A 12,649-nucleotide genomic window follows, 5' to 3' on the forward strand; every position below is an offset into this window, starting at 1 on the left:
TGTTTGCTTTACGCTTAGCGATCGGTCTCAATCACGTCAACACGAACCGACTGATCTGCCAGTGCATTCACTACAGAACGCAATGATTTAGCGGTACGACCATTGCGGCCAATCACACGCCCAAGATCATCGGGGTGAACGCGGATCTCAAGGAGGTCTCCGCGACGAGTGCGGCGCGAGGACACCTCAACGTCATCGGGATTATCCACGATTCCGCGGACCAGGTGCTCGAGAGCATCGGCAAGCATCAGGCTTCCTCAGTTTCCTCAGTCGGAGCCTCGGTTGCTTCGCCGGCCTCAGCCTCAGCTGCGGCAGCAGCTTCAGCTTCTGCCTTAGCCTTTGCGGCGGCCTTAGCAGCGCGCTGCTTCTCAGCCTCATCCTGGACTGCTTTGACAGCTTCCTCGCGAGCCTTGTCCGAATCAACGGTTTCCTTGACCTTCAGGGTGGAGCCACCCTCGAGGCCCTTAGCAGCCTGCCAGTCGCCGGTAATCTTCAGCTGCGCAAGAACAGCCTCCGACGGCTGTGCGCCAACGGAGATCCAGTACTGAGCGCGCTCAGAGTTGATATCGATCACCGAAGGCTCGGTGTTCGGGTTGTAGTAGCCGATCTCTTCGATCACGCGACCATCGCGCTTCTTGCGCGAATCGACGACAACAACACGGTAGTGGGGCTCACGGATTTGGCCCATACGCTTCAAACGAATCTTGACTGCCACTTTTGTGGTCACTCCTGTTTCATAGTTGATTGGATTAGTGCGAGGCGGTGGGAAACACGCCCGTTACCTCTCCTGCCGAAGGCTTGCTCTGATTGAGAGGGACCAGAGTTTGCCTCAGTACAACTCTTCTAGTTTGCCAGATCTCACCACAATTTCCTAGCGGAAATATCCGCAATTTGCGGTGGTACGGCTCACGAGCTCCAAACTGCGATTAAGTAGTCACACGAACCACTTTCCCACACTGCGCACCACCAATTTCACCGAACACTGGCGTGATGGCCCACACAGCGCGACAATAGTGCGCATGGCACAAAACGAAACCGTTAATTTGACGAAGTATGCATGGCTCTCTGTCGCCGTCTCAATGGCAACGATTGCTCTGAAAGCAGGCGCATACTACGTTACCGGGTCAGTCTCGCTTCTCTCCGACGCGCTAGAATCAATCGTTAATCTGGTTGCAGCGATCGTCGCATTGATCGCTCTCATGCTCGCTGCACGCCCTGCGAACGCTCGCTACACATTCGGCCGGTCGAAAGCTGAATATTTTTCTGCGGCTATCGAGGGTTCGATGATTTTCGTTGCGGCAGGCCTCATCATTTTCACCGCTGCACAGCGACTTTTCAGCCCACGCCCACTAGAAAACGTCGGGATCGGTTTGCTGGTCTCCGTCCTTGCATCAGTGCTCAACGGTATTGTGTCAGTCATCCTTGTGCGTGCAGGTAAGCGTTATTCTTCCCCAACCCTCGTCGCGGATGGAAAGCATCTATGGACCGACGTCATCACATCAATCGGCGTTGTCATTGGCGTTGCTTTGGTGTGGCTCACTGGTTGGGAACGGCTCGATCCGATCGTTGCAATCCTTGTCGGTTTCAACATTATCTACGTCGGCTACACTCTCGTGACAACCTCACTTGCAGGGCTCATGGACGTGACTTTGCCCCAAGAGGAAAACCAGGCCATTATCACAGTTCTCAAGGACTTCGCTACGGACCCAACGATTTCTTTCCATGGACTCCAAACGCGTGAATCCGGTCAACAGCGTATGATCAAGCTCGATGCTCAGGTACCGGGCACCTGGACAGTCCGTGAAGGACACGATTTCGCGCACAAAGTGGTCTGCGCAATCGAGGAAAAGATCCCCAACGCTTCAGTTTTTGTCCATATCGAACCGATTGAAGATCCTGAGTCCTATAACGATATCCCCCAGGGGTTCGTTCCCCTCGGCTTCGATGGCCTCGTTCCGATTGACCTAGAAACAGGAAAACCCATCCGCACACAGCCATAGTCTGCTGATGTGGTGCCCGCGGCTGTGTGAGTCAAACTCGCGCACACTCATCCATTTTTTGGCACAAAGCAATGCAATCATATCAGGTAGGGGCAGGCGTTCTCGCCTGCCCCTACCTGACGTGAGCATGTACTACCTCAAAAATTTCTTCAAAGCATCAATATCGATGTCGCCCTGGGATGCATTCCCAGCGAATGCACTCCCCGACGGCGAACCTTTGGTCTCGTTTTGAGCAGCCAGTTCCTGCTGACGGCGCTTTGCCGGATTACCACTACGACCCTTCTTCGAGCCGGACTTCTTCTTCGTTTTCTTGTTTTGCTTCTTCGTGAAGCCACCGCCTACCCCTGGCAGACCAGGGATATTCGGCATTCCAGGCATACCTCCCCCGCGCGAAGCACGGCTCATCATCTTCTTTGCCTGTTCGAAACGATCAACGAGGGCGTTCACTTCCGTCACTGTCGTTCCCGAACCTTTGGCAATACGTGCGCGACGCGAACCGTTCAAGATCTTCGGATCATTGCGCTCAGCCTTCGTCATCGACTGAACAATCGCGACCTGACGATCGATAGTGCGCTCATCGAATTGTTCGAGCTGATCGCGGAACTGCCCCATACCGGGAAGCATCCCCATGATCTTCTTCATTGAGCCCATCTTGCGCAGCTGCGCAAGCTGAACCAAGAAATCATCAAGAGTGAATGTTCCTGACGTCATCTTCGAGGCCATATCCAAGGCCTGATCTTCTGACCAGGTCTTCTCCGCCTGCTCGATGAGGGTGAGGATATCCCCCATATCGAGGATTCGCGAGGCCATACGGTCAGCATGGAAACGCTCGAAATCGCCCAGTTTTTCACCCGTCGAGGCAAACAGAATCGGCTGGCCTGTTACTCCGCGAACCGAGAGTGCCGCACCACCGCGAGCATCGCCGTCGAGCTTGGACAACACCACGCCGGTGAAGCCCACGCCATCGCGGAAAGCGATCGACGTATTGACTGCGTCCTGACCCACCATCGCATCGAGCACGAAGATGGTTTCGTTCGGATTGACGGCATCGCGAATATTGCGTGCCTGCTCCATCATCTCTTCGTCGATACCGAGGCGACCAGCCGTATCGACGACGACCACGTCATAGAACTCATCCCAGCCACGTTGCACACCGCTACGCGCCACATCCACCGGATCACCGACGCCGTTGCCAGGTTGCGGGGCCCAGACGTCCACTCCCGCACGCTCGCCTACTACTTGGAGCTGGTTAACGGCGTTGGGACGCTGAAGATCGGAAGCAACCAGAAGTGGCTTCTTCCCCTGATCCTTGAACCACTTTCCAAGCTTTCCAGCAAGAGTTGTCTTACCAGCACCTTGGAGACCAGCAAGCATGATTACCGTGGGTCCAGATTGCGCCCAATTCAATTCACGCGACTGACCACCGAGAGCGTCAATAAGCTGTTCATTGACAATCTTGACGACCTGCTGCGCAGGGTTGAGCGCCTGGTTGCGAAGAGCACCCGTCGCTTCCTCGCGCACCGACGCGGTGAACTGGCGGACAACCGGCAGGGCAACGTCAGCATCGAGCAGAGCACGACGGATGTCAGAAATGACCGCCTCGACGTCGGATTCCGACAGCCGTCCGTGTTTGCGCAAGTTGCGCAGTGATCCAGTAATGCGATCAGAGAGCGAGTTGAACATATTTGCCTTTCAAAAAGTACCTCGGGCGATTCTATCGCGAAGTGCGATGCGAAAATCTCGACGCGGGTTATGCCAGGATGGAATCCACAAAATCCTTGGGGCTGAATGGAGCCAAATCATCGGCGCCTTCTCCCAGACCGACAAACTTCACTGGCACACCCAGAGCCTTTTGAACCGAAATCACAATACCGCCCTTTGCCGTACCATCAAGCTTGGTCAAAACAATACCCGTAATTCCTGTGACCTCGGCGAATACCTCAGCCTGACGCATACCATTCTGTCCGGTGGTGGCGTCAAGAACCAGGAGAACTTCGCTCACTGGTGCAGTTTTCTCCATGACGCGCTTGATCTTCCCGAGCTCGTCCATGAGACCAGCTTTGTTCTGCAAACGCCCTGCAGTATCGACGAGAACGACATCCGTCCCAGTTTCCTTGCCCTTCGCCACCGCTTCATACGCTACCGACGCAGGATCAGCGCCTTCGCGATCAGCAGAAACAACTTCCACACCCACGCGCTCGCCCCAGGTGGTGAGCTGTTCAGCTGCGGCCGCACGGAACGTATCAGCGGCGCCAAGGAGCACTGTTTTTCCTTCGGCAACCAGCACACGTGCAAGTTTGCCTGTAGTCGTGGTCTTGCCTGTGCCGTTCACTCCGACCATGAGCACGGAAGCAGGTTTACCCTCAAGATGAACAGAGCGATCCATATCCGGGCCGACGAGTTCGAGGAGTTCAGCACGCAAAATTGCCTTCGCGTCTGCGCCTGCTCCCTGAACCTTCATTTGTGTCTTCAAACGCTCCAGAAGTTCCGTCGTCGCATCCATACCGACGTCGGCAATGAGGAGAGTTTCTTCAAGCTCTTCCCAATCAGCAGCGGACAAATCACCACGCGAAAGTACGGAGAGCAGAGCGGAGCCCATTCCGCCAGAGCGGGCCAAGCGAGCACGAAGACGTTGCAAACGCGACGGAACCGATTCGGGTGCCTCCACCTGCGGCATCTGCACAGGCTCAGCATTCAGCTCATCCGTTTCAGTGACCTGATGGTCCTCGAGGACGTCGCTCGTGATCGAGTCAGATTGCTCCCACGGCAACTGCCCGGAGTTCACATCACGGTTCTTCTTTATCAGAACCACAGCGAGGCCAGCCACTGCCAGCACACCAACGATTGCAAAAATTAAATAGGTAGGGTTCACCCTTTAAGTGTGTCGCATTTGGCGGTTTTTCGCCACTTGCTCATGCTCATTCTTCGTTCTTGCGAAGACCTTTCGCCCGTGCAGCCATTGAGTTTGCGCCCTTCACAGCAGCCTCATATAAAACTCCGGAATACTCTTGGAGCTTCTCACCACCGGGAAGCAGGTCAAGTTCCTGCTCAACATCGCGATTTGATCCTTCGCCAAAGGTGGAAAAGATATCGCCAACCCCTGCGCGGCTCACGTTCACCTTCACCTGAACATCTTGGGGTGCCCGGGCATCATTCACACGAGTCTTCACCCAATTATTGACCTGTTCGGAATTCGTCAAATCCACGCCGTCAGTGCGCATCACCACGGCGGCGATAATGAAGAGTGCAAGTGAGAGCAAAGCGAAGGTGAAAATAATCGTCCAAACCACGTAACCAATCTACGAAGTTCCGACAGAGATTTGGTATAGCGAAACGCATATTTTCGGTAACAATTAGGAAACTTTGAGTTTCAGTTATGCAACGTTACTCTGGCGCTCATGAGCGCCCAGCATGTACGCCTAAACTTCGCTGAAATTTAGATGTGAATCGCCCCACACATGCTTCGTTCTTCACGTATAATTGCTGGTGAATGGGAATCTTTAACGCAAAGTTTCCTGTTCAACAAAACAATTTATATAATCTTCAACGACGAAGGAACAGACATGAAAAAACACGCTTGATTCCGATTTTCTTGGCCTTTAGTATGATGGCCGGAACATCCGTTGCTTCTGCACTAGGCATCAGTAACGAATACGGGCAGACAACCTGGCTCACATCGAATAATTCGGTTATTCATCTCAAAGATTCTGAACCTGACGGACAATTTCCCGCAGTAAACTATCTCTACGACGGCGGTCTTGCCCAAGATGGACTCGCGAATAAGTCCGGTTACGGAACTACAGTTGAGAGAAATGTTGGTGATCGTATAACTGCATTACAACCTTGCATTTCGCAAACTTTTCCTTGGCCTGCAAAATGCGGAAAATGGCGCAGCAAGTAATCGTAAGTAACGTAGATGAAGTTCCATGACGGTTTTAAGGTTGTCATCGCAACCTTGTTTTCTCTGCTATCTATCGCCAGTCTTTTCCTTATTCCTCAGGAAATTAATAACCGACTTGCGATTGCTAGTGAAAGAAACCCAATCTTCGCCGCTGATGCGGATCAAGCCACCTTCGCTTATCGTTTGGATAATACCGTCCATCAGGGCGAATTTGTCTACGTCATGGTTCTCGAACCGTTGGGGCAAACTCCACCTCCTCCAGGATTAACGCGTTGGCCCCAACACGGGGAAGCGTTCATATCCCCTGCCTTATCTCATGATCTCGATTACGTTACTGAGCAATTTGGCAAAGTCGCAGGCTATATCAGTGAGCAGTCGGTTCTGCCAGGAGAAAAATTTATCTACGTTGCCTCAAACAACCGCCAAAAATTCATCGAATTTGCACGTGAGAGCAACAGTGCTTACCTTGCACAAGGTTTCGGAAAGTTCACCAATACTGCCTTTGGCGCACCACTCTATGAAGCCAATGCAATATATCTCCTGCCATTAGCCGTCATCACGCTAGTAGTTCCTGCACTGGTCTATGTCAGATCAACTCGCAAATCTTTAACCTTGGCAAGGTATGAACGCCAATTCATTTTAGAGGCTATCGGTATTCCACCAACATTTATTCGTAAAATGTACGCCCGTGAGATCACGCCACCTCTTATCATGGGAGGCGTAATCGCCGCTAGCATTGGGTTTATCGTCCTTCACTACAAGATTCGCCTTCCAATAGTGGTATACACGCTGAGTACACAAATTAGCACTTCTGTTTACCTTGGATTTTTGGGAATAGCAATCCTTACATTTTTCGGAATTTTCATTTACCTCACACATCCGGCAAACCTTCGTATCGCATTCCGCAAACGCCAACGCCAACGCGGCATTGTTTTTGCTTCCAATATTTACGGTGTTGTATTAGGAATCGCACTTGCAATCGCCGTGGGACAATTCGGCTATCTCTTGCCCGACATTGCCGCAGTACTGGTTGCCATTGCCTCGATACTTTTTACAGCACTCGGTATGCACGCGTTCTTGAGCGAAATTGCAATATTCTTTCAACGGCTAATGAGGTATACACGCCTCAACGCTCTTCACAAAACGATTTATTCCTATCTTCGATCTCATGCACGTGCCACAATGCTCGTGCCCTCAATAAGCGGGATTTTTCTCCTTGTGGCAACACTACTCATGTTTTCCTATTCAGCGATGGTTCAACAGTCCTTCCCTGGTTTACCGCGCCCCACATCCGCACTCGCATACGAGAGCACGGTCATTTGCTCAGACGCAGAAGGCGACTGCGCCAAAATCGTCAACGAAATCCAACATAATCTTTCACCAGATGCACGAATTGCTCTGATACCTGATTTCGGTGATTCTGGGCAATTAATAATTCCTCAGCAGGCACCATTACCCCAAGATGTGCAATCCTACTTCTCACTTCTTCGCAACATTTACGGTCAAGAATCTAACGATTTATCTCACGTCTCATCTGGTGCAACCCTACTTACTGTTATGCCAAGGGATTCACAAGCCACCGTCCCCTCAACATTACGATCTAGCCCTTTTCCGCTTCTGACTACCCAGGTCGGTGAAACTACACAAACGATCGATAACAAAGATCAACACCAGCTCTTGTGGATACCATTTTTCATTAGCCTCACGCTGATAATGTGGATCCTTTCAGCAATACAGGCCACAGTAAAACGAGCGAAAAAGGAAGCGCAAGAGATTGCTCCCATTGGAGCACTTAGTGGCACTTCAACCAGGATTGCACGCGCAATCGCTTTGCGAGCATTGACAACCGAATTTGTTGCCAATGCTCTCGCTCTCGCACTGGCCTTATTCATCTCACATCAAATTGTGTCCACAGTGCATTTCGATTTACCGCTGCCTTTTCTTATTTTTATTGCAGTTGCGCTGACAGTTAACGCAATAGTGTCTGCTGCAATATCTGCCTATTACATTCCTTATTTTGCATATCGATGGATACCTGGAAAGGAACAGTTATGAGTGAGACATTAGACCTTTCACACGTCAGCTGTGGTTTTTCTTCAGAACTTTTTGAACCAATTTCTTTCTCTCTTCTACCTGGCACAAGCATCTCAATCACAGGAAGATCTGGCGTTGGGAAAAGCACTCTGTTAGCCACAATCCTCGGCATTTACCGCCCACTACAAGGAAAAATCATGGTTGGCGGAACCGATATCCATTCGCTTGGAAAACGACAGCTAGCCCGCCTTCGCAGTCAAATGATTGGAACAATATTTCAAGGCGGCGCGTTGCTCGCAGAATATGATGCTTTAGCAAATGTTATGCTGCCACGTGTGTCATGGGATCGGCATGATTCACATGCTCAGGAAAAAGCACGTGAGCTACTTGTGCATCTCGATGTTGATCCGATGGCTCTTGCAAACAACCTTTCTGGAGGCGAAAAATCGCGCGTCGCCTTGGCACGAGCTTTAATTAATGATCCACAAATAATCCTTGCAGATGAACCCACAGCTGCGTTAGATCCACAGCTGTCTAGTGAAGTCACCGAACTTATCTTCTCACTGACACGCGAACACAAATGTGCTCTCGTCATCGTTACTCACGATCCCATACTTGCTGCAAAAACAGATTTTACGGTGAATTTAATCCCACGCACGCAATCATGATGCCCTCCTGCCACCCTGCCAGAGCGCATCAGCTAGCGCATACCTGCTGCCAGCAGCGTGTCACTGCCAATAGTTTCACATCGGCAATCAAAGTTTCAGATTCGCAATCAAGGTTTCACATCAGCAAGACGCTGGGAGATAACTGACGTCACGCCCTCTTCTGCCATTGCCACGCCATAAAGCGTGTCAGCGATTTCCATCGTGCGTTTTTGATGAGTGATGACGAGCAGCTGTGAAGATTCTTGAAGCTCTTTGAAAATATCAATGAGCAGCGACAAATTCGCGTCATCAAGGGCTGCCTCAACTTCGTCCATCACATAGAACGGCGAGGGTCGAGCCTTGAAGATCGCCACAAGAAATGCCACAGCAGTAAGGGAACGTTCGCCGCCTGAAAGCAATGAAAGTCGCTTGACCCGCTTACCTGGCGGACGAGCTTCAATCTCGATACCCGTGGTCAGGATCGAGTCAGGTTCAGTCAGCACTAAATGGCCTTCTCCCCCAGGGAAAAGTCGACAGAACACACCCTCAAACTCGCGGGCAACATCTGCATACGCGCTCGTAAGTACTTCTTCCACGCGGGTATCAATATCACGGACGATTCTGAGGAGGTCATTTCTTGACTTTTTCAGGTCCTGGAGTTGGTCAGTGATAAATCGCTGACGTTCTTCAAGGGCGGCATGTTCTTCAAGAGCAAGGGGGTTGATCTTGCCGAGCTTGGCCAGATCACGTTCGGCTTTCGCAAGCCTGCGTTCCTGCGCCTCGCGCACAAATGGAACCTCGCCGTCGTCGGTGGGAATCATCAAATGCGGGCCGTATTCGGCCACAAGTGCGCCAGCTTCTACGCCCACTTGTTCAATTGCGCGCGCTTCCAGCTGGGTGTGAGCCATCCGCAGTTCAGTGAGAGCTACCTCGCGTCGGTGAGCCAGATCGTCGAACTCGCGTTGCTCTGCAAGAAGTCGATCAAGGTGACGACGTGCAGCGGTCAAATCCACATTCAATTGCGAAATCCGCGACTGTGCTCCCTCTCGTTCAGTTGTCACCTGTGATAGCAGTGTTGCGGTGAATGTGTACGCGCGCTGAGCATCTTCGCTGACACGTTGGGCAATCGTGGCACCAGCTGCCCGACGCTCAGCAGCGCGCTGTTCGGCGTCAATTCGCGCCTGGATAGCCTTCGCAGTATTTTCCAGAGCATCAGCTTTACCAGCGACAGCGCGCACACGTTCCTCGCGTGTGCGCAAGTGAAGACGCGCTTCGGTTTCTTCAGCCATGGCTGCGATCGTTGCCCGATGGGCATCTTCGTAGCGGGTGTGAAGCTCATGTGCCCGAGCTTCAAGAGCGGCAGGGTCGCCGTTCTGGTTCACGGCAAAGTCCTCAAGCTGTCGCTTTTCCTCAGTGTATTTGGCAACGGCAGCGGCAAGCGCGTCGAGACGATCTTGCCCTCGTTGTACTTCCGCATTGGCTGCATCAACGGTCTGACGAAGCACACCCAGCTGTGCCGATAAACCAGCCAGATGTGAATCGCGAGCACTGAGTTGAGCTGCAATCTTCGCATTCTCGTCCTCAAGTTTCGACAGTTCCGCTTGAGCAACGTTCACCGCCTGCTCACACTGCGCTTGTTCTGTGCGTGCTTTCTCGGCTTGAGCGAGTGCATCGTCAAAAGCTGACTGACGCGCAAGGAGAGCAGCAGCTGCCGCTTCTCCACCCCACGCATGGCCTTGCTCGATGACATCGCCATCCATCGTCGCTACGCGCTGAGCTCCAGCAGCAAGTAGCTTTCGGGCAGTAGCCAAATCGACAGCAAGAAGAGTGCCAGCAAGAAGCGAAGCAAATTTTCCGCTCACAACATCGGTCGCTAGACATGCGTCTTCGTGTGCAAGTTGGGTCGCCTTCAGTACCTCTCGCGCTGCTTCGTCGTCTCGGATAGGCTGATCGAGAGGGATGATGACTTCGATATGCCCGGCGTTCGCCAGGCGCGCCGCACGGAGAAGATCGAGTGCGCCGTCAACGTCGTCGGTTTCGACTCCTGCTGCGCCTCCTGCAAATGCGGCTTCTGCAGCACTCTCCCATCCATGTCGAACCTGGATCGCGTCGCGTGCTAGGCGCGCACCGTGTTCGTCAAGTGCCCAGGCTGTTGCATCTTGTGGGGCAAGTGACAACTTGAGAGTTTCGGCTTTCGTTCTCCACTCGACGGCGGTCGTTTGGGCCACGTTGAGAGCTGTGCGCGCCTCGTCAAGACGCGACTTTGCCTGAGCCAGTTCGCGCGTGGAATCTTCGTATGAAGCGGAGAGCTCATCATCTCCACCTGACAGCGCGGTAATGTCACGTTCGAGAGTTGAGACCTGCGTTGCAGATACATGCGTTCTTTCCTTCGCCGCTTCCATCGACGCGCACACACGTTCTCGCTCTTCGATCAAAGATTCGATTCGCGATGTGAGCCCAGCAATTTTTCCGTTGACGCGCGCACTGTTTTCGCGTTGATCTGCCACAGCTCGTTGAACGACAGCCAGCTCTTTCTCCGCCGCACGTTCATTGGTTTGCGCATCCTGACGGCGATCAATAACTGTGCTTAGCACGTCACGTGCTTCTTGAGCTTTGCGAGCCAGTTCCTCTTCTTCTTCGCGTGCATTTTGAGCGCGCTCATACATGCGCTCTGGTGATTCCCCGCGATGGGTGGAGGGACCGACACTGCTCAGCGATCGAAAACGTTCAGTAGCGAGGTCAGCGAGTGATCGAAAACGTTCATGTAATGACGTTAAACGTTGCCACTGTTCGGTGAGATCAGCAAATTGCGAAGTGGTAGCCTGAGCAAGGTCATCAAGTCGATTGACTTCCTCGCGCGCATGGGACACCTGAAGCCGCATCTGCGAGGCACGTTCATTCATCGCAGATTCATCAAGGCTCTGGGCTTCCAGACGCGCTTGCGATTGAGCTAGATCGTCGGCGAGGAGTCGGGCACGCGCATCAAAAACGTCTGCCTGAATCGTTTGTGCCCGACGAGCCGTGGCAGCTTGCCGCGCCAACGGCCCCAATTGCCGGCGTAACTCACCAGCGAGATCTTCGACTCGGGCAAGATTTCCTGCCATGGATTCAAGCTTACGTAGCGCCTTTTCTTTTCGACGCCGGTGTTTGAGGACTCCTGCGGCTTCCTCGATAAACCCCCGGCGGTCTTGCGCCGTCGCGGTGAGGACCTCATCGAGTTTGCCTTGGCCGATGATGACATGCATCTCACGGCCCATGCCGGTGTCTGATAACAGCTCCTGGATGTCAAGTAGTCGGGCAGGAGTGCCGTTGATCGCATACTCTGATCCGCCCGCGCGGAAGAGGGTGCGGGTAATGGTGACCTCGGAGTATTCGATTGGAAGAGCCCCGTCAGTGTTATCGATCGTTAGGGACACTTCTGCACGACCAAGTGCTGGGCGTTTTGCTGTACCAGCGAAGATGACATCGGCCATGTTGCCGCCGCGAAGGTTCTTCGCCCCTTGCTCGCCCATCACCCACGCCAGTGCATCGACCACATTGGACTTGCCCGAGCCGTTGGGACCAACGACACAGTTGATCCCCGGCTCGAAGCGCATCGTGGTTGACGCAGCAAAAGACTTAAAGCCCTTGAGCGTGAGCGTTTTGAGATGCACTGATGTGCCTCAGAACCACACAGAGATCTCGCGTTCGGCTGATTCGACCGAATCGGAGGAGTGGATCAGGTTCTCGATTGCGTCTGTGCCCCAGTCACGCCCAAAGTCGCCACGGATTGTGCCGGCAGCCGCCGACGTCGGATCGGTTGCGCCGCAGATTGAGCGGACACCTTCAACGACACGCTCACCAGAGATCACCGCAGCAACAATTGGGCCGGAGCTCATGTATGCAGCCATCGAGGGATAGAAAGATTTGCCAACGTGCTCGGCGTAGTGCGCAGCGAGCTGTTCATCTGACGCAGTGAGCATTTTGAGAGAGTCGATCGTGTAACCCTTGCGCTCGATGCGTGCCAAAATTTCGCCGGCAAGGTGACGGCGAACAGCATCGGGCTTGAGCAGAATCAGAGTGCGCAT

11 protein-coding genes are annotated in these 12,649 nt (G+C 53.0%); 4 read left to right on the top strand and 7 right to left on the bottom strand.

Annotation, left to right across the window (positions count from 1 at the left end):
• Window positions 1–14: 14 nt before the first annotated feature.
• Together P7079_RS05565 and rpsP are read right to left on the bottom strand one after the other, a co-directional pair.
• Window positions 15–248, bottom strand: a complete 234-nt coding sequence (locus P7079_RS05565) for an RNA-binding protein (RefSeq protein ID WP_278012299.1) — start codon at window positions 246–248, stop codon at window positions 15–17.
• Window positions 248–715, bottom strand: coding sequence for a 30S ribosomal protein S16 (gene rpsP, locus P7079_RS05570; protein ID WP_278013616.1), 468 nt, complete (start codon window positions 713–715; stop codon window positions 248–250). Before rpsP ends, P7079_RS05565 begins: the two co-directional genes overlap by 1 nt.
• A 304-nt stretch (window positions 716–1,019) precedes the next feature.
• Here rpsP and P7079_RS05575 point away from each other — a divergent pair, with 304 nt between their 5' ends.
• Window positions 1,020–2,000 (top strand): cation diffusion facilitator family transporter, encoded by a 981-nt coding sequence (locus P7079_RS05575; protein ID WP_278012300.1) that lies wholly within the window; start codon window positions 1,020–1,022, stop codon window positions 1,998–2,000.
• 132 nt (window positions 2,001–2,132) lie between these two features.
• On the opposite strand, the gene ffh is transcribed toward P7079_RS05575, so the two are convergent.
• From ffh to P7079_RS05590, 3 genes are all read right to left on the bottom strand, one after another.
• Window positions 2,133–3,683, bottom strand: a complete 1,551-nt coding sequence (gene ffh / locus P7079_RS05580) for a signal recognition particle protein (RefSeq protein WP_278012301.1) — start codon at window positions 3,681–3,683, stop codon at window positions 2,133–2,135.
• A gap of 67 nt (window positions 3,684–3,750) precedes the next feature.
• The gene (gene ftsY, locus P7079_RS05585; protein ID WP_278012302.1) at window positions 3,751–4,872 is read right to left on the bottom strand and encodes a signal recognition particle-docking protein FtsY; all 1,122 of its coding nucleotides are present in this window, start codon (window positions 4,870–4,872) and stop codon (window positions 3,751–3,753) included.
• Window positions 4,873–4,918: 46 nt separating this feature from the next.
• Window positions 4,919–5,290: a hypothetical protein gene (locus tag P7079_RS05590; RefSeq protein WP_278012303.1), complete on the bottom strand. Its 372-nt coding sequence runs from the start codon at window positions 5,288–5,290 to the stop codon at window positions 4,919–4,921.
• Window positions 5,291–5,490: 200 nt separating this feature from the next.
• On the opposite strand from P7079_RS05590, the gene P7079_RS05595 reads away from it, so the two are divergent.
• Genes P7079_RS05595 through P7079_RS05605 form a run of 3 tightly spaced genes read left to right on the top strand, consistent with a single transcriptional unit; the run spans window position 5,491 to window position 8,603 of the window.
• Window positions 5,491–5,901: a hypothetical protein gene (locus tag P7079_RS05595; RefSeq protein ID WP_278012304.1), complete on the top strand. Its 411-nt coding sequence runs from the start codon at window positions 5,491–5,493 to the stop codon at window positions 5,899–5,901.
• Window positions 5,902–5,916: 15 nt separating this feature from the next.
• Window positions 5,917–7,956: a hypothetical protein gene (locus P7079_RS05600; RefSeq protein ID WP_278012305.1), complete on the top strand. Its 2,040-nt coding sequence runs from the start codon at window positions 5,917–5,919 to the stop codon at window positions 7,954–7,956.
• The gene (locus tag P7079_RS05605; protein ID WP_278012306.1) at window positions 7,929–8,603 is read left to right on the top strand and encodes an ABC transporter ATP-binding protein; all 675 of its coding nucleotides are present in this window, start codon (window positions 7,929–7,931) and stop codon (window positions 8,601–8,603) included. Before P7079_RS05600 ends, P7079_RS05605 begins: the two co-directional genes overlap by 28 nt.
• A gap of 107 nt (window positions 8,604–8,710) precedes the next feature.
• Here P7079_RS05605 and smc read toward each other — a convergent pair whose 3' ends face one another.
• Window positions 8,711–12,235: a chromosome segregation protein SMC gene (smc, locus tag P7079_RS05610; protein WP_278012307.1), complete on the bottom strand. Its 3,525-nt coding sequence runs from the start codon at window positions 12,233–12,235 to the stop codon at window positions 8,711–8,713.
• A gap of 9 nt (window positions 12,236–12,244) precedes the next feature.
• Window positions 12,245–12,649, bottom strand: coding sequence for a nucleoside-diphosphate kinase (gene ndk / locus P7079_RS05615; RefSeq protein WP_278012308.1), 405 nt, complete (start codon window positions 12,647–12,649; stop codon window positions 12,245–12,247).

The sequence above is a fragment of the Arcanobacterium canis genome (assembly GCF_029625435.1).
Classification (GTDB): domain Bacteria; phylum Actinomycetota; class Actinomycetes; order Actinomycetales; family Actinomycetaceae; genus Arcanobacterium; species Arcanobacterium canis.